This is a genomic window from Proteus sp. PR00208 (assembly GCF_016238545.1).
Taxonomy (GTDB): Bacteria; Pseudomonadota; Gammaproteobacteria; order Enterobacterales; family Enterobacteriaceae; genus Proteus.
The window spans coordinates 1-19,594 of sequence record NZ_JAEHQE010000020.1; the positions used below are offsets into that span (position 1 = coordinate 1).

The 19,594-nt window shown below is 35.1% G+C and carries 13 protein-coding genes; 5 read left to right on the forward strand and 8 right to left on the reverse strand.

The window, feature by feature from the left end; translation table 11 throughout:
* Positions 1-104 precede the first annotated feature (104 nt).
* The 8 genes from JEP36_RS13565 to JEP36_RS13600 all read right to left on the reverse strand — a co-directional run bounded on the left by JEP36_RS13565 (position 105) and on the right by JEP36_RS13600 (position 13,923).
* Positions 105-3,146, reverse strand: coding sequence for a chondroitinase family polysaccharide lyase (locus tag JEP36_RS13565; protein ID WP_198630344.1), 3,042 nt, complete (start codon positions 3,144-3,146; stop codon positions 105-107).
* A gap of 56 nt (positions 3,147-3,202) precedes the next feature.
* Positions 3,203-6,268, reverse strand: coding sequence for a chondroitinase family polysaccharide lyase (locus JEP36_RS13570; RefSeq protein ID WP_198630345.1), 3,066 nt, complete (start codon positions 6,266-6,268; stop codon positions 3,203-3,205).
* An 11-nt stretch (positions 6,269-6,279) separates the two neighbouring features.
* A complete protein-coding gene (locus JEP36_RS13575) occupies positions 6,280-8,445 on the reverse strand; it encodes an autotransporter family protein (RefSeq protein WP_198620904.1) in 2,166 nt (721 codons plus the stop codon).
* Positions 8,446-8,481: 36 nt separating this feature from the next.
* Complete coding sequence (locus tag JEP36_RS13580) at positions 8,482-9,366, reverse strand: OmpG porin family protein (RefSeq protein WP_198620905.1); 885 nt, start codon at positions 9,364-9,366, stop codon at positions 8,482-8,484.
* A gap of 145 nt (positions 9,367-9,511) precedes the next feature.
* Positions 9,512-11,071, reverse strand: coding sequence for a sulfatase-like hydrolase/transferase (locus JEP36_RS13585; RefSeq protein ID WP_198620906.1), 1,560 nt, complete (start codon positions 11,069-11,071; stop codon positions 9,512-9,514).
* A gap of 326 nt (positions 11,072-11,397) precedes the next feature.
* Positions 11,398-11,889, reverse strand: coding sequence for an N-acetyltransferase (locus JEP36_RS13590; RefSeq protein WP_198620907.1), 492 nt, complete (start codon positions 11,887-11,889; stop codon positions 11,398-11,400).
* A gap of 229 nt (positions 11,890-12,118) precedes the next feature.
* Entirely contained in the window at positions 12,119-12,868 is a 750-nt protein-coding gene (locus JEP36_RS13595) for a YadA-like family protein (RefSeq protein ID WP_198620908.1), read from the reverse strand.
* 227 nt (positions 12,869-13,095) lie between these two features.
* Positions 13,096-13,923: a MurR/RpiR family transcriptional regulator gene (locus JEP36_RS13600; protein WP_069367652.1), complete on the reverse strand. Its 828-nt coding sequence runs from the start codon at positions 13,921-13,923 to the stop codon at positions 13,096-13,098.
* A 1,016-nt stretch (positions 13,924-14,939) separates the two neighbouring features.
* On the opposite strand from JEP36_RS13600, the gene JEP36_RS13605 reads away from it, so the two are divergent.
* The 5 genes from JEP36_RS13605 (at position 14,940) to tehB (ending at position 19,568) form a co-directional block, all read left to right on the forward strand.
* Positions 14,940-15,494 carry a cytochrome b gene (locus tag JEP36_RS13605; RefSeq protein ID WP_198630346.1) on the forward strand — a complete coding sequence of 185 codons (555 nt, stop codon included), beginning with the start codon at positions 14,940-14,942 and terminating at the stop codon, positions 15,492-15,494.
* Positions 15,495-15,527: 33 nt separating this feature from the next.
* Positions 15,528-16,106: a YceI family protein gene (locus tag JEP36_RS13610; RefSeq protein WP_109371210.1), complete on the forward strand. Its 579-nt coding sequence runs from the start codon at positions 15,528-15,530 to the stop codon at positions 16,104-16,106.
* A 248-nt stretch (positions 16,107-16,354) separates the two neighbouring features.
* The gene (locus tag JEP36_RS13615) at positions 16,355-17,440 is read left to right on the forward strand and encodes a linear amide C-N hydrolase (RefSeq protein WP_198620910.1); all 1,086 of its coding nucleotides are present in this window, start codon (positions 16,355-16,357) and stop codon (positions 17,438-17,440) included.
* 79 nt (positions 17,441-17,519) lie between these two features.
* On the forward strand, positions 17,520-18,635 hold the full coding sequence (locus JEP36_RS13620) for an NAD-binding protein (protein WP_232799457.1): 1,116 nt from the start codon (positions 17,520-17,522) through the stop codon (positions 18,633-18,635).
* A gap of 78 nt (positions 18,636-18,713) precedes the next feature.
* A complete protein-coding gene (gene tehB, locus JEP36_RS13625; protein ID WP_198630347.1) occupies positions 18,714-19,568 on the forward strand; it encodes an SAM-dependent methyltransferase TehB in 855 nt (284 codons plus the stop codon).
* The last annotated feature ends 26 nt before the right edge of the window (positions 19,569-19,594 follow it).

Consider the following 19,594-nt stretch of genomic DNA (forward strand, 5'->3'; position numbering starts at 1 on the left):
TATTCGATTTATTTTTGTTATTTTAAATAAATAATTGATTCGCTAATATAATAAACCCCTCGGTATTTTTATATCGAAGGGTTTTAATTGAAATATTAAAGTATTTACTTAACTAAACTAATTACAATAGGTGTTGCTTGTATTGTCGTAGTAGTAATAAGCGTATTATCATTCTGATGTTTAATAATAACACCTGATTGAGATGTTGCTAATTTCCACACGCCTTTTACGGTAACTGTGCTGCTTATTGGTTTAGAGTCGGCCGTTAGCCATTTACGAGAATAAACACTGACTTCGACTTGATTTCCATTATTATCAATTTGGTCAGCTTCAATGTCTTGATATAAATTTAAATCAGGATTAACAATACTCAATGTTAACTGTTGGTTTTGTGCTTTAGCCATCACCATAGTAGGTGCATCACTCGATAATAATATTGCTTGAGGTGATTTTAATTGTGTCGCTTCAAAAAAAGCATACCCTTCTTCTTGGGTGATTTTATCTTTTACCGCATGCAATTGATTATTATGTTGCAATACAGTGTATTCAGGCGCTTTATTATCTTGTGACTCAATCGCTATCGCATACTCATAAGTCGCATCACTAGGTGCGTTACCATGAGAGATCACGGCTGTTGCAAATAGTTGTTCTGTTGATTTTGAATTTCTATCATCGAGTGAATGTTGTTTTTGATAACTAAACTCTACGGTTTGACCTTTAGCGAGCTTATATAAGTTACCCGCAGGATCAATTAAAGTATCTGCATTATTTAAAGTTAATTGAGTACCTAATTGATTCATTTCTTTGCCATTAATTATCACAGATTGTAATTTAGGAACAGCAAATTGGAACAGTGTGGTTTCTGTTTTATGTTGTTTGTCCGTATTTTCAATGCCCGATCCTAATGCAATAACCCTATTATCAAATAAGAAATAGGATTTATTAGCTCTTAAGCTTTGTTGTTGATATTTGCTGTGACCATGTAATTTCATGGCAAACATACTGTTATTATTTAATGTATTTGCACCAGAATAGCTTTCTGTTGAAAGCAACATTTCTTCAATACCTGCACTCGGTAATTGGTTTAATTTTGCTTCAAGTTCATCATAAGGAAGATGAATTGTCGTGGTACCCGGATATCGGTTCCAATCCCATCCTGCATGGCTAAATCCTGATTGTGCTAAGTTTGCGGGTATGATTTCCAATTGACCATACTGTAAGTAGCGCCCATAACGATTGTTATTTTCATAACTTTCATTACCAACAAGATAACGACTAAATCCGCGAGCGATAGCAAGCCAGCTTTGTTGGGGGGCTTGAATAGAGGCTCTACGCTGTATCGCCATCGAAGCATAGTTCATCGCCCATGCGCCAGTGGGTTCATTTTCAGCTTTAATACCTTCAAAACTGTCTTTGTTATCTAATTTTGCATAGGCCGCAGCCAATATGGTATCTAATTTTTGTTTGCCATCAGGTGTACCGGCTAATGCCATCCATTTAAATGGTGCGATCCCTATTTTATGTAATCCAGTAGGATGGCGGCCACTTAATACCACGGGAATTTGTGTCTCTTTAGTGTAGATGCGCATTTTTAATAACACATCTTTTAAACGCTCATGGGCTGAAGATGAAAGACGGAAAGGGGAATCACTTAGCGCATAAACACTAGGAGCTAAACCACCAAAAGCATCTTTCGCATACGCTGGATAATGCTGCGAGTGGTGAAAAATAGAACCATCAGGCTTGAAACCACCTGCAACACCTTTTGAACTTAGTATGGTTTTATTTAGCCAGTTTTGCAGTTGCGCTAAGGCTTGTTGGCGTTGTTGATAATCTGGCAACATCAGTAAGCTTTTTATCATCCACTGTAATTGTGTGTTGAGAATATCAACGTTTGCATCAACGATCTCATCGTCTTTTTCAAAAATTCGGCCTGTGGCGTTGTACCACATCATTGCCTGTTGCGTTGGCGCTAAAAGATGATTTTTTGCCAGAATATGACGACCAATAAACCATGCATCAAAAAGCTCTCTGGTTTGATATCCAACATGAGTAATAATTTGATAACCACTACCTCGTGTAAAACCTTGCTCAAGAACGTAACGAGTTCCTAATAAATAAAGATCTTCTAATTTTTTTCTATCGGCTACTGATAAGGAATTACTACGCAAGTAAATAGCAGTTTGAAGAAGCGTTTTACCTACATCTCTTAGCATATTGGCATCAAGTAATGCTTTTTTCGTCTCTTCACTAAATACGCCTTCAACTTTCATAAAGTTTTGCCGGTTGGGGTGATCTAGTGCTTTTCCTGTTATTGATCCATCAGCGTGTTGTGTTAATTCTAATTTTTCCCAGAGTGTTAAATTTTTATCTAGCATATCTGAGGTGATTTTTTTATCGCTGTTAATTCCCTGATAATACTCAAAACGCTGATAAATTGATGCCATTTCAGCTTGATCATCATGAAACTCAGTATCGAAATTTAGAGTTGGATAATGCACTTTAAACATCTGATCGTACATCAGTAAAGCACTCCAGTTTTTACTGACCATGGTATTTACTGCATTATTAACATAAGGCACATTATCATCAGGAACTGCCCAGCGATTGTCTAACGGTACACTCATAATAATTTGGTCGAAAAAGAGAGTTCCAGCTTGATTTGGTGCCGTAATGACTAATTGATCCAATTTTCCTGTTGCAGTGCCTTTCATATCACGAAAGGGAACTGCAATACCGCGCCATCCTGTGAAATTAAGTTGAGTATCAAAACTTAATGCCACTTGATCATTTTGTTTGAATTGTAATGTGAGAGGCGATGATTGTGGTTTTTCATTGTAAATCCACATCATAAACGTGAGTGGTGTCGCGGTATCTTTATCATCCTGATAATTTACTTGATTATTAAGTGTTAATGTTGCTTGTGGTTGATATTGCCACTTGAGTGATTGAACGCCATCTTTGGCATGTTCTTTACTTAACGATAATTGATTGCTATTTGAAGTGACTAATGTATTTGGTATTTCACCTTCAAAGAGGTAAAGATCACCAAAAGGTTCATGAGAAAGAGAAGGTAATGCTTGTGCGGGTAAGGATAAGCAGAAACTTAGTGTAATAGCATGGGCTAAAGGATGTTTTATTAGCATAATCAGATTTCCTGCAAATAAAAAAGGAACGCGAATGCGTTCCTTTAAAGGTTAAATCAAGGGAGAGGTGAGAGTTTAATTTCTTGTGGAATACCAAAATAACTGGTGAAAGTGAGTTCGGTATTCTCACCAGAAACGCGATGTTTTACCTCACCATCTTTATCCACAGACTGCCATTTTCCATTAACGGTGACATTAATTGTGACAGGTGTTGCGGCTTTCTGCCGTGTCATATTTAAATCTGGTGTAACGGCACTGACAGTAAGTGTATTTCCTTGATGATGAGTCATTACAATCGCGGGTTTATCAACCTTTTTGATCCATTTATCTTCAATTGATGCAGATTGATAAAAGGCATATCCCGTCACATTGCTGAGTTTATCGTAAATAATATGAACATCTTTATCTTTACGAAGAACCTGATATAACTCATTATTTTCATGGAACTTCTCTGCCATTTCTCTCATTTTTTCAGGAGTCGCATCTAAAAAGACCATATACTCATAGCTGGAATCTTTAGGTTGAACGCTGTGATCAATCCACGCTGAACTGAAGTTCCCTTCTGTTGGTTGGCGATTTTTATTTTCAGCCGAGGTCTGGTGTTGGCGACTGACATTCACTTTTTCTGCTTGGGTAATTAAATAGCCATTACCGTTGCTATCGATGATCCAATCACCTTGTTTTAGCGTGGTTTGATAAGGGAAACTGTCAACTTTTTGCCCATTAATCCAGATGGTATTTAATGTTGGTGTAATGGCATGTTGGAATAACGTTGTTTCAACATTTTTATTTTTATCGCTGCTATTAATATTGCTACCGACAAAAATTAAATGGTTATCCGCCGCTAATACAGTTTTTTTAGCCGTAAAGTTAGGATCAAAACGCTCAAGATTAGCAGGATAAATAAGATCAAATGCCATCATGCCATATTTACCATCAAGGGCAGATGTTCCACTAAATCCACGCTCTCCACGTTGCATTAACGTATGAGGTTTAGGGCTATCTAACTCTTTAAGAGGAAGATGAATAGTGGTTGCTCCTGGCATTCTATTCCAATCCCAACCTTCTTGTTGATAGCCTTGTGAAAGCTGTGAGCCATTACTGACTATCTGGGCTACACCATGGCTTTGATAACGACCATAGCGGTTATCTTTGTTATAAATTTCAGATGACCAAACATTGGTGTTATACGCTTTTAGTGTCACCATTTTATCTTGCCAACGATGAATACCAAAGGCGCCACCATTAAAGGCATAGAATCCTTGAGGAAGTGCTGCTGGTGCAATATTTTCACCAAAAATAGCGCTCGATTCACTTTGCGTTTTATCACTAATGGCAAGATAAATAGAAGCGAGCGTTTTATCAGGTGATGGTTTTGCAGACATTGCAAGCCAGTAATAGCCTTGAGCAACCGATTTTAATGACGGTGAATTAAATGGGTGCCGCCCAGCTAAAGGTAATCCTACTTCAGGATTACTGTAGATCCATGCCGAAACCATGGCTTTTTTCAGGTTATTCCAACCACTTTCACCAACAGCAAAAGGTGTACTACGCAGTAAATAAATAAGCTGAGAGGCATTTTTAAAAGCAGGAAAAGAGTAACCCGGATAGTTACCTTCATGTCGCCATGCTGTACCATCAGGACGTAAACCATCTTTACCGCCTGGCGGTACTTGAGTTAATGCACCAGTAATGTAATGACTGAAAGTATTAACTAAGTTAATGCGCTTTTGATCATCAGGCTCTAGCAATAATAAAGCCAAGTGCTGACGAGATAAGGTGTTGAAATAGTCTAAATCTGAACTGTTTGCTCCTACCTTCATATCAAAACTACTTTTAAACTCTCGTGAATACCACAGTAATGAATCATAAACTTGAGTTTGTAGATTGGCTTCTTTTAGGGCATCAGACATTAATAATGTAGATATATACCACCAACGAGAGCTATATCCCCAGTGATGAGTTGTGACTAATGCACTCCCTTTAACAAAGCCTTGATCTAATAAATGCTTTGTCATTAATAAGTACATCTGTTTTAACTGGGCTTTTTGTGTCGGATCTTTTTCAAGAACATAAGCACGGCTGATATTAAACATTAATGTCGTGTAATTACCTAAAATAACGTAATTATCAAAAAGCGACTTATCTTGAGAATTAAGGTTTTCTGGCTGATAAATAATGGTTTGTTTATCCGTGATCAGATGTCGCCCTTGTATTCCACCATCCGCTAAAGTGTGAATGTTAAGTGCATCAAAATCACTTTTTAACTTGCTGATATTTTCTTCTAACGCGAGATTTGTTTCTTTTTCGCCACCCACAAATTCATTAATAAGACGTTGGCGAATAAGGTCAATTGCCGCTAAATTTTCAGGTGTTACAGGTAATTGAGGCTGTACGGTGTGAAATTGAATTTCTGGCTCTGATAAGCGTGTTTTTATTTGATAATCAGACCATTGATAGCGAGCATCATCGATAGAAAACATAATACGATCGATATATATTTCGCCTTGCCCCACATTGGACGGGGCTTTAAATCGTATACTGTCAACATTTGCACCTAAAGCACGACCGACGCTATCTTGAGAGCCATCTGACGAGGTATTCATGGGATTTAATGTCATTTCACGGTTTTCAAGGTCGTTATTTAGTGAAATACCCACTGCGCGCCAACCCGTAAAATTCAGTTTTACTTTAAAGCCCGCTTGCGCTTCGCTGTTGGCGTTGAGTTTTTCACCAAAATCAACAGTGAGATAGCCATCAATGGGTTTTTCATTATAAAGCCAAAATGATAAAACAGGTGTAGATGCACGTCCCCATGCTTTAGAGGCTTCTTTGTCTGTCGGTACAATCAGCTTTTTATGCAAAGTAAAGCTACTTCCACCTTTCCATTTCCACAAAAGAGATTGGCTTCCCATAATGCTACGCTTATTAGATAACGTCAGTGTTGAGTTTTTATCTGTTGTGAAATCAGCTAACGGATTATTTTGGGCAAAATGATATATTTCAGACTGCATCAGATTATTAGGATCAAATGCAGGATTGTTTGTTGCTGCCATTGCATTATAAGGGGCTGATAATAGCCCCAACGTCATGGCAAGTGTAGTAAAGCGAAATATCGGCATATTTATTCTCCTTAGAAACGCTGGCTAACAGTAAAACCAATGCGCCCTTCATTGAATTTGTCATAACGCTGATATCCCATCGTTGTGCCTAAATTTAGCGTGTTGGTAATATCGAGATTGGCACCTAATTCTGCACTAATAATGTCACCGCCAACGGCATTTCCTTTAATATCAAAAGTGCTTCCTCCAGTATTAAAATAAGTGAGGCTGTGGCGTTGATTAATATTATTTTCCCCCGCAATATCTTTGAAATAACGGAGATTAAGTGATGGTGTTAATTTGCCATAAGAGGTTTGATAGCTATTCCATAAAGCAACAGATCCCCCTAATTGATTAACTGCGTAGCGTTGACCATAAGTACGCATTGATAATGCCGAACCTGTTTCTTCCCACGAATCAATATTTAGCCATTGATATTGGTAAGTCAGCATTGGTTTAATATGGATGAAATCAAAATCAAAATAGGTTCCTGCATTAATCTGATAACCTAATTGCACACCAGAATAATCACCTTTTGCTTTGGTATTTCCTTGCCATCCGGTATTGCCACCGATATCTCGCTCGCTATCAACAGTGTAATAACCAATATTTAAATTACCGTTTAGGAATAATGTGTCACTATACCAACCGGTGTAAGGCATAAATTCAAAATGGTTAATTTCTTTACTTGCGTTACGTTGTTTCGCGTCAGCTTTGGCGTAGTTATAAGCCAAAGAAACGCCGATAAGAGCATCTTGATTAATTTCGTAATCAGTACCGATTTGAATACCTGTGCGGTAAGTGTTGTAACCGTTAATGCCACCTTGATTACTTTGTGTACCGTAACCGTACAGCATATTAGCCCAGCTATTCCAGCCAGCTTCTCTTTCTTCAATAGGTAATTGGTTATCATAGCGTAAATAGCGATGAGCAATATTATTGCGCATATCTTCAACCATGATTAATCCCGCTTGAATATCACTACCATCAGCGATAGGGGCTAAATCATTCGATAATGCGGCAATATTATTATCGTCATTTCCTGCGGCGACTAATAAACTCAGTGCTTCATCTGAAATTTGGTTACGCGTATTATTAAATTCATTTAATACGGTTGGAATAACAAAGTTTGCTGCAGCTAATCCATTTTCACTTACATTGCCACGTTCTGCTGCACTAATAAAATTATTGCCGCCTTCATAACTAATACCATAACGTGCAACTAACTGATTGCCACTAACGCCACCACTAATATTCGGCGGTGTGGTTTCTAACCATGAATCTGTTTTTTCTAATAAAGGAGAAACATCAGGTGCAATGGCATTAGCATCAGTAACGGTGATACCAGCTTCGTCTTTAATGGCGGAATTTGAGGAAATTAATACGATATCTTTGTTAATGATATTATCGACACTGGTTCCTTTAAAATCTAATTTGGCTTGGCTACCTTTTTTAAAGGTGACATCACCATCAACATGGAGAATAGCGTCATCAGTATTGGTATTATCATCAAGGCGGAAAATAAGCTGACTATTTTCCTTATTCATGAAATTACCTTCCCAATGAATTGTTCTATCTTTTCCTTGGATAGTTAAATTGCCATGATTTTCAATTAATGGAACACCTGTGATTTTGTATCCATCAAATAAAGCATTTTGAGCACCACCTTGATAAGCAAAGTTTATTTTAGTGTCAACGTGACCATTTCCTAGAATATCACCGTGGATCTCACCATTTACATCACTTCTAAAACCTGTATTCAGTGTTCTAAAGTCAATAGCCGCTGTTTTTCCTCGAATAATGGCGCCGTCTCTAATATAAACACCAGTACCTCGTTTTGGAAAATTGCCTTCAACAAGTATTGCTGTACCATTTTCACTGGTGACGTTAGCACCATTTAAATTAATATTACTGCTAAAAGAGGCACCCTGATTTATTTTGATTGCACTGGCTCCATCACCCGTTACGGTAATATTTTTTGTGATTGCTTGAGCTTTATATTCTGTTGATGAACCATTAAATACAACGCCATCACCTTGTGAAACTGTGACATCTTTATCTATTTGAGCATTATTGCCATTATTAACATTAACGGTTTCACAGATATTTAAATTAGGATCACAATCAGCAGCCCATGCAGAACCATAAATAGCTGATAAAATAGCAGCGCTCAAAAATAACAATTTTTTATTTTTCACAATATAACTCCATGAACAATTATATGATTTTAATTATTAGAATGTTGCTCGGAATGAAACTTTGAAATAATCCTGAGTTGATTTACTACCATCATTTTTATTTTCAACTCGTTCATTATAATATTCCGTCATGACTCGCCATTGAGGTGATATTTGATAAGCCATTTGTAGGGTATAACGGGTCATATCTTTTTCGACATAAACACCTTTATTTGTTCTATCTTCTATTTTTCCAAAAATAGATTTACGCATTGATGGAGAAACAATTAACCCTATTGGCGTTGTCCAGTTAACATACATACGTAATTGCTGATTGTGGTTTGTTTCTTTTGTGTCATATTCTTCGTGTCGAATAGCTTGCTTACCACCATCAAAATAAGCAACGGTTGTATTAATATTAGGAGTGACAAAATAGCGTAGGCCAGGTTCAATTTCCCATCCTAAGTAATCCGTGTTTGTGACACCATTACTGCGTTTATCTTCTTTCTTTTGTAAGCCAAATAAAACGCTACCCGTTAAAACCCAATTTTTATTGATTGGAAATTGGTAATTGGTTTTTGATTCATAGAAATCAATAGTTAATCGACTTCCATTATCATAGTTAGTGAGATCTTGACGTACTTTTAAACCAGGTTGGATCCAACCATTATTTAATTTAAAACGATAGCTACCCTGTAAATCATAACGCTGATAACGGTTTTTATTATCATGCTCACGTTGACGAAAACCAACATCGAAATACCAGTTAGACTTATCTGGATTAATATTAAAATCTACACGATAACCAGCATAGTTATTTGGTGTATCGTAATCTGCTGTTTCCCACGAAAACATGGCGTTGACATTAGCTGCTTGAGAATGAAAAGAAGTTAAACCTAAGCCAAGAAGAGGTAAAAAAAGAGCAATACGAAGTTTGTTCATGGTATATATCCAATTCTTTATTCGCTTTTATTTGTGTCAATTTTTAGGTGTAGGACATCTTTCCCTTTGTTTTATTAAAAGGATTTTTATATCAGCGAATTGGGTTTATATATAGCGCCATAATATTATGGCGCAGATATTTTTATTATTTCTCTTTACATGTTGATATTGTTTTATTTAATTTATTAGTTGTAGCCGTAATAAATTCAGTGGCGCGCCAAGAATCTCCTGTTTTTTCCAACCAAGGGGTTAATTCTTCTTTAATTAACTTCTCAATTAAAGGCATATTATCTTTGGCAACATTTTTCATTTGATATGGATCGTTCACATTGTCATATAAAGTATATTTTAATGGTTGTCCATCTTGTCTATCTATAACCAAAGTATGAGTTTTGGTTCTGACACCTCGTTTACCGAATGAAGGTTCACCATAAGGAATAAAGAGATAAAGCTGAGAATTTGCTGTGTCGCCTTTGCCTGTGACTACCCTATCTGCAAGATTAGTACCTTCTACGGAATCAGGGATCCATTCCGATAAACCAAGTAGCCCTAAGATAGTTGGGTAAATATCAGGTGCTGACATTAATGCATCGTCAGTGCCTGGTTTAATTTTACCCGGTAAACGAAACATCATAGGAACACGCATAGATTCTTCATAAGGATTATTTTTTGTTGCTTGTCCATTTGCCCCTAAGCAACTGCCATGATCAGAGAAGAAAACAACAAGAGTATTATCTGCAAGACCTTGTTTTTCTAATTCATCTACGATGCGACCAAATTGCTCATCAACACCGTTGACCATTGCCATATATTCTTTGAAATATTGAGGTCCATAGCCCTCTTGATATTCAGTATCCCACTGTACATTAGGGCGTGTATTTAGCTCTTTTGACGTCTTACCTTGATAAGCATCGAGGTATTTCTTCGGTACTTGATCATAAGGTGAATGAGGAGGGTTCATTGAAACCACTAATGCAAATGGTTTTGAATTATCTCTAAATTGATTATTTTCATTTTTGAGGAACTTGATTGCCATATCAGCTTCATGTTCAGGTCCCCATTGATCAATGTAAATTGGCTTATCACGAGGGGTATCGTTTGCCCAATACATTGGTTTTAAATGTAAATCATAAGTGCCATAAGAATACCAAAAATCAAAACCATGACGTCTATCTGGTGCTGCCCATTCATTCCAATAACGACCTTCCATTGGATTGTTGTAACTTTTAATAAACGGTTCGTAAGGTGCGTCAAGGTGCCATTTACCAATATAGCCTGTGCTGTAATCGAGAGATTTTAAAACATCCGACCAACATTTTGCATAAGGCGATAAATCAATACCCACTTTTCCACCGTAATCATGAGCATTACCTGTAATGCCATTGCGTACAGGATATTGTCCTGTCATAAACATGCCGCGAAAAGGAGAACACAAAGGATAGTTTGATGCCATTTGTGTCATTACTTTGGCTTGCTTCGCAAATTTATTAAGATTAGGTGTAATTGAAGGATCTTCCCCCATAAACTGCAGAGCGTGAGCACGCATTTCATCAGGAAAAACAATTAATAAATTAGGTGCGTTTTCTGGGCGCGTTGGTTTGTTAGGCGTAGAGCTCCCTGAATTAGCAAGAACAGGGGTAGAAACAGACATTGCCGCACCGCTGGCTGCGAGTCCTTTGATAAAAGTTCTGCGGGAAACAGTCATTGCTTCCTCCTATTTTACGTTTACTTTCGAATTGGTGTCTTTTATCTTATTTATACTTTTGTATAAGATCAAAAAGTAAGTTAACGAAAGATCAAGAATTGAAAGGGAGATCACAGAATGATGTCAAATTGTAAGCAATTTGACAGCTAAAATAGGAGTTGGAATATTGTTAAGAATAGATTAATTTTTTATTGTTTTATTTATTATGTTGATTTATATAGATATTATTTGTTTTGTGATGACGGTAGCAAAAATATCTAAAAGCCTCCATTTTTAGCTGGTAAATAGGATAACAGAAAGTGTAAGCATTTTTCTTTCGTTTGTTTTCATTGTCCTTTAATGATCCACCATGATGTGCCTTTAAACTCAAAGTTTTTAACGACCTCCATGCCCAATTTTTGATGTGCTTTTAGTGACCGAATATTTTCGCTATTAACAAATGCGATAGGGTGCCCGCCATGTAAAGAACAGATCTGTTGGTAGAGATTTTTTAATAGTGACTTTCCTCGGTGCGATTTATCAATACAAACGGGGCCGTAAAACCAATTGTTTTGTGTTATTTCTGGAAAGTATTGGTTAATAGCTTGAGCAATTGGAGGGATCGAAAAAGAGGTAACAGGAAAGCTAAAAACAACAGCAATGATATTTTCCTGGTAAAGTGCAACAATGGCGTTAGTGCTATTTTGATACATCGCCTCAACTTTATTTAGAGGATATTCACCATATAATCCACCTTGTTGAGATTCAGAATTTGCCTGTAATAATAGTGCTACTGCACTTATATCTTTAGCGGTCATTTTTTGAAATATATAATTCATTTTTTATTCCTTTTTGCTCTGGCTTATAATCCTAGTATATAAAAAATAATGTATATTACAAAAAATATGTTAGAAATACTAAAGTTAAACTTATCAATTTTTCTTTAGATGATTTATTTATTGTCAATTGAAATTCTTTTTTATAAAGAAGCAGTAATATTAATTAAATTATTACTGCTTTAATTATAAAGTTATTTTTTAATAATCTGATTATAGAAGAGAAAATTGTTTACCAACCATAAGCTAATCCACCGCCAATAATAATTTCTTTTTCACTATTAATGGATGAGTTTAATCGAAATGCAATATCGTTATTTGGTTTATATTGTACACCTCCAGCAAATGCTGTTCCTGTCCGATAATTACTAATACCAATTCCGCCACTTAAAGTGTGATGAGCAAGATAAGGAATGCTAGTCATTGCAACTGATGAAGCTATGCCAGCAAATACTTTTTTTTCTAACGCGATAATTTCTTTGTCTAAATTTGCAATTGAATCTGTGATTTCAGCCTGTCTTTTTTTATAATAATTATCAAAATCATTAATATGGGTTTTGAGATTACTGATATCTGTACTGACCGTTCTCTTTAGCTGATTAATGGTGTTGTTTGTTGCTATTTTATTTTTATCAACCAACTTTTTAGCTTGAGCAAAGTTAACGGCATCAGTATTATTTTTTCCTTCACTGATATTAACTAATCGTGAAGTGTGTTTATTTTCAATGTTTCCAAATGAGACTGTATTTTCTTCCGTTGCTAATGAATTAGCGCCAATAGCAACTGAGTGTGTATTTTTAGCTTGGCTATTTGTTCCTATTGCAATTGAACCGTTACCTGATGCATTACTTTTATCGCCTAATGAAATACTAGGGATATTAATGATTATTGGATCTTTTTTATTTTCTTTGATTAAGTTTGTGTTTGAATAGGAGAAATTTGGAAATAAGAAAACAATTAAAAATAATTTTTTAAATAACATTTAATTTAATCCTTTAATGATCTTTAGTGGTATGAATTAATGCTAAATGATTACTTTTCTCATCACAAATAAAACATTCTGTATTTACTCTTAAAAATAGTTTTAAATAAAATACTAAGCTATTTAATATTTGATCAATAGTTATAGTTCATTAAATAGTATTTAAAAAAATTTATTTTATAAAAAACTGCATCTTACTTAAGATGCAGTTTAGGATAAAAAAGTTATTAATGTTTTTTTCTAAAAGCAAAAGCGACAGAGATTGCTTGTAGCAGACACATTGTTGAAGTTTGAGAACGAAAGGTTTTTATTTGAGCTTCTTTAACAGTTAAACAAACATCGCTTAAACTCGCTAATGGGCTAATTGGACTATCAGTAACAATAATCTGTTTTGCTTCTTTGTAAGTTGCCATTTCACACATTTTTTGCATTTCATCTGAATACGGATGGAAATGAATACCAAAGAGCACATCACGATGTGTAATATTTCTTAATTGCTCTTTGTACATCCCGCCTAGGCTGTTGACAAAAACAGTCTCACAAGGGATATGCGAGAGAGCATGAAAAAAATAGCTTGCAGCACTGAATGAGTGATGAAAGCCACAAATATAAATTGTGTCAGCGTGTTCGAGTAATTGTAATGTTTTATTTAACATTTCTCTGTGAGTCTGATTTGCCAATTGTTGCAATGAATGGCTATTTGCTTGTGCAAATTCTTGCAAAATATAGGCTGGCTCATTCAGATTAGGAGGCTCCTCTTTATATTTTTGTTTATAAGTTAAATTTTCATTTTCATTTACCATTTCATTCATCAAGTGATTTTGAAATAATTGTTTCATTTCATTGAAGCCATTGAAATGAAATGCGTTGGCAAAACGAATTAATGTCGATGGAGGAACATTTGCTTTATCTGCAAGGATCGCAATTGTATCAAATGCCACACTGTTTTTATTATCAAGTAGATAATGTGCAACCTGCTGTAGCCTTTTACTTAATCCATTATAGCGGGAGCGAACTTGTTCCTGTAGTTCATTCAGATTTGTTGCAGTAGACATAGTGCCCTCAATAAAAATACTATTGTAATTGTAGTGTTTTTTGCGTGGCATTTGAATGTTTTTAGCTAATAGTAATTAAAATGAAATATAGAGTTAATTTCAAGTAAATTAATGACCTAAAGGTAATTATTCGATGTTTAAAACTCTATTTCATTTATTCTTTATTGATTTTATTATAACCTTGCGAAATTAATTTTCTTTATTTGAATTTAAATGAAATTATTATTTCAAATTAACTAATGTGATATTAATAATGATATTGGCTTCATTAGAAAGATTTTATTTTATTTGACCTTGTTTGTTTTATTTTTTTGAAAATTTAGCTTAGATTGTTATTTTTTATTATCAATGTTATCTCTATTTGAAATGTTAAGTGTTTTAATATCTTTGTGCGCGATGATTGATATTTATAATACGACGCTTGTTTTATTTGTTAATGATGGTAATTTATCACTATCTTAATTAAAATTTATTTTCATTGGTTGAAGTTTTTATATGCAAAACGATCACTCGTGGATTAATTTATTAATGCACTATTGCCATGATCATTACTCAGAAATGATGCCAGTTATATTTTTTATTTGTATTGTTGGTATTATTTTTGGTGTTGTACGCGAAATGCGCTGGTTATCCGTTTTTTTTACGGTTCCTCTAATTATTATTGTATTTTGCTTAATAAGTTCTAATTTAGGATAAGTGAAAGATACAATTGTTTTTATAGTTAGACAATTGTTGTATTGATATTATTTTACTTATTATTTTTTATTCCTATTTTTATGTTTTTGATTATGTATATAAACACCTGCCAATATACCTATCTTATTTTGAAAAAAACTGATCCAACAATGTCATTGATTAGATAGTCAACAGAGTGACTAATAAGAGCTTATTACTTATTGATTATTATTGATAATGATAAGCAAATTATTTGTTGAATTATGGACTAACAATTTATCCTCAATACACTAAACTAGATAACATTATTTTAATGAATTAGAAACTATTGGATTTTTATTATGCAATGGCGAAATAATGCGTCTTGCTATGGGCACTTGTCACTCCTTTTACACTGGGGGGTGGCGCTTACTGTCTATGGTATGTTTGCTTTAGGGCTGTGGATGGTGACGCTAGGGTATTATGATAGCTGGTATCATTCTGCACCTGAAATACATAAGAGCATTGGTATTCTTTTATTTATTATTTTGATCGTGCGTGTGATATGGCGTTGGATCTCTCCGCCTCCTAAAGCTTTATCAAGTTACAGTAAATTGACACGCATTAGTGCTCATATTGCACATATGCTTTTATATTTAATCTTATTTTCTATTCTGATTAGTGGTTATTTAATTTCGACCGCTGATGGACAAGCTATATCTGTATTTGATTGGTTTTCTGTGCCTGCCATTTTTACAGGAGAAGCCGAACAAGCGGATTTAGCGGGCGATATTCATCTTTATTTAGCCTGGGCAGTGGTTTTGTTATCGCTATTACATGCTGCTGGTGCTTTAAAACATCACTTTATTGATAAAGATGTCACGTTAAAACGCATGCTAGGAATGCGGACTAAATAATTAAACTTATAAAATGAAATTATGGAGATAACAATGTTTAAGAAAGCTTTATTAGGTTTAACAGCAGGTGCGTTGTTATTAAATGCAAGTACTGCTTTAGCAGCAGATTATGCTATTGATAAACAAGGCCAACACGCATTTGTACAGTTCCGTATCCAACATTTAGGCTATAGCTGGTTATATGGCACTTTTAAAGATTTCGATGGTACATTTAGTTACGATAAAGAAGATCCATCAAAAGACAAAGTTGATGTTGTGATTAAAACAGGAAGCTTAGACACTAATCACGCAGAACGTGATAAGCACTTACGTAGCGCTGATTTCTTTAATGCAAGCAAATATCCTGAAGCTCGATTCGTCTCAACCCAAGTTACTCGTGATGGCGAAAACTATGTAGTAACAGGTAATTTAACATTAAATGGTGTGACTAAACCTGTTTCATTAAATGCCAAATTAATTGGCGAAGGTACTGATCCTTGGAAAGGTTACCGTGCTGGTTTTGAAGCAACAGGTAAAGTTAATCTGAAAGAGTTTAATTTTAAATCAGACTTAGGACCAAAAGCACAAGAAGCAGAATTAATTATCTCTGTTGAAGGTGTGAAAAAAGCGTAATTACTGGCTTTTTCATTGAGTTATTGTACTCAAAACAATCTAGATGATTTATAAACCGATGCATTAAGGCATCGGTTTTTTTATGCGTAAATAAGATTAATTGTCTTATACTTAGGAAATTGTTCTTGTTTTGTACTTAATTAATCGAAATTAATTAGCGATTTTATCTATTTTAAGGAAGAGCAAAAAGAGAAATACGAAGAAAATATTCTCCTAATCTAATCATTTATTTCACAGGAAAAGAACCAATGATGAGAAAATTACGTCATACTTTTTTAGGTACTCTACTTGTATCTGGATTTTTAATGGAGGGTATTACAGAGGTGGATGCCTGCACTCGAGTTGTTTACTTAGGTGATAATAACCAAATTATTACGGCTCGCTCAATGGATTGGAAATATGATATAGGAACAAATTTATGGATATTTCCGCAAGGTATGCAGCGATCAGGAGAGGCAGGCGATAATTCGATTAAGTGGGTATCTAAATATGGTAGCGTTATCGCGTCAGGTTACGATATCTCAACCACAGATGGGATGAATGAAAAAGGCTTGGTGGCTAATTTATTGTGGTTGGCGGAATCTGATTATCCAACATATTCCAAAGATAAACCCGCATTGTCAATTTCAGCTTGGGCGCAGTATGTGTTAGATAATTTTGCTTCAGTTGAAGAAGCCGTGAATGCATTAGAGAGTGAGCCTTTTATTGTATTGACGGATAAAGTTCCTGGACAAGATAGAATGGCAACACTGCATCTTTCGCTTTCAGATGCAACGGGAGATAGCGCCATTATTGAATATATAAATGGTAAACAAGTGATTCATCACAGTAAAGAGTATCAAGTGATGACGAATTCTCCTATTTTTTCAGAACAATTAGCGTTGAATAGTTATTGGCAACAAATCGGTGGAACCGTGATGTTACCAGGGACGAATCGTGCTTCAGATCGTTTTGCCCGAGCTTCTTTTTATGTGAATGCCATTCCTAAAGCTCAATCGAGTAAAAAATCTCTCGCTAGCGTATTTGGTGTGATTAGAAATGTATCTGTACCTTATGGATTAAGTACAGCTGAATCACCAGAAATTTCATCCACACGCTGGAGAACCGTGGCTGATCATAAAAACCAATTATATTTTTTCGAATCAGCATTATCACCGAATACCTTTTGGGTTAATTTAAAGGAAATCGATTTTTCAAAAGAGAGTGGGAAAGTGATGACATTACCATTAGGTGAGGAGCAATCAATCATCTATTCTGCTAATGCAACCCGTCATTTCAAACCCGCAGAGCCTTTTAAATTTCAAGGATTAGATAATATCCCTTTAAATAACTAGTGGAATATTCACAATACCTAATATGAAACTATCTGTAATACTACATGTAATAGAGACATCTAAAGTGACGAGAAAAATGATGTCTTTATTACTTATCTTGAATGGTATTTTTATCATTTACTCCATTTTGTTGTCTCGTGGTATTTATCTGGATTGGGAAATACACGGGTTTTCTGCATGGCTTAAATCATTAGGGGTATTAAAACTCCTCGATATACCAAAGGTGATGTTGGCTTGTGCGTTAATCTTGCTCTCAATATTTATGTATCTAGGGGCGAGGATCGCGTGGTGTGTTTCCTTGATTTTATTAGCTACCATTGTTTTTCTTGATGTTGCGGTTTATCAGCAAATTGGCATTCAGGCTTATTTTTCTTTTATTTTAGCGATTGGGTTATTAATCAGTTGGCGCGCATTTCCGCATCATAGTTTAACCAGTGCTGGTTTTGTGGCTTTTATCTGTATCTTTTCTTTGCTGTTATTCTCAATGTTGGGAAGTCTTTATATTGGTGATGAATTTAAGCCACATATTACAACATTGATGGATGCGTTCTATTTTTCTATTGTCTGCATGACGACACTAGGGTTTGGCGATATTGTGCCAATTAGCACGAATGCACGTATTTTTACTCTCACTGTTGTTATCTTGGGAATAACTGTTTTTACTACTTCCATTGTGTATGTCATGGGATTTCTTGCGCGCGGTACTCGCGATATTGTTAAGAAAAGGATCGCTAAAATGCATAATCATTTTATTATTATTGGTTCATCGGCATTAGCTTCTCAATTAGAAAAAGGGTTAAGAGAACAAGGGAAACCTGTCATTGCGATTTGTACCGATAAAAGTAAAGCCTCTTATGACGCGCAAGCCAATATTATTGAAGGTGATCCAACTAATCTTAAAACATTGCTATCTGCCAATATTGCGAAAGCAAGTTGGGTTGTTACTTTATCTGAAAGTGATGCAGAAAATACCTTTATTTTGCTGACTATCCAAGAATGTTCTAATGTTGATGCCAAATTGATCACCATTATTAATCAAGATGAAAATAGGGATAAGATCAGCCGATTACGTCCTGATATGCTGTTTTCTTTAGCATCATTAGGCAAAGAAATTATGATGAAAGTTTTATGTGGTGAATCTATTTCCTCCTCAGATGTGACTGATTTGCTTTTAAACAAATATTTAAAATCATAGTTTTGATAAAACCTTCTTTACGAATGATAATGATTGCCATAAGATGTATTTAAAATGCATCTTAATTGAGGTTGAATTATGGAACTTGTAAGTTATAAAACAATGCCAGAGTGGACTCGTACATCCATTCCTTTAGCGTTATTAGAACGTCACAATACAAAGGAAGGCACTTATGCCCAAATGCGAGTACTGCAAGGCAACATGACATTTGTTGTTTTTAATGATGATGGTTCACAAATTTCAGTTGAGTGTAATACTGAGGATCAGCCACCTTTAATTCAACCTCAACAGTGGCATAAAATAGATAAAGCCAGTGATGATGTACGTTGCCAACTCTCTTTTTTATGTGCCCCAGAAGATAAGCTATTTAAAGAAAACGACTTATCATTACCGCATTCTGAAGTACGTTATATGGCAACGTTTACTCAGCCTTGCAAGGTGTTAGATTTAGGTGCTGGTCGTGGTCGAAACAGCTTCTATTTAGCGTCTCAAGGTTATGATGTGACGGCGTTAGATATTAATGCTTCACATATTGATGCTATTGAAACAGTTAAAACCAAAACAGGATTGGTTGTAAAAAGTGGCTTATATGATATAAATAAAGCTTCACTTACTGAGAAATACGATATTATTCTTTCAACTGTTGTATTGATGTTCTGCCAACGGGAACGTATTGAAAGTATTATTAAAAATATGCAGGAATGTACCAACTCTAACGGTATTAATGTGATTGTTTGCCCTGTTGAAACGCCAAATAGTGATCCAGCTGAAATTCCATTTAAAACCTTTTTACGTCCAAACGAATTAGCTGATTATTATAAAGACTGGGAAATTATTAAATATAATGAGGATCCAGGACATTTACATAAAACAGATGCAAATGGCAATCGTATCGCCTTAAATTTTGCTACTTTAATCGCACGCAAAAAATAGTTAAGAACTATCATCTCTTTTTAAAT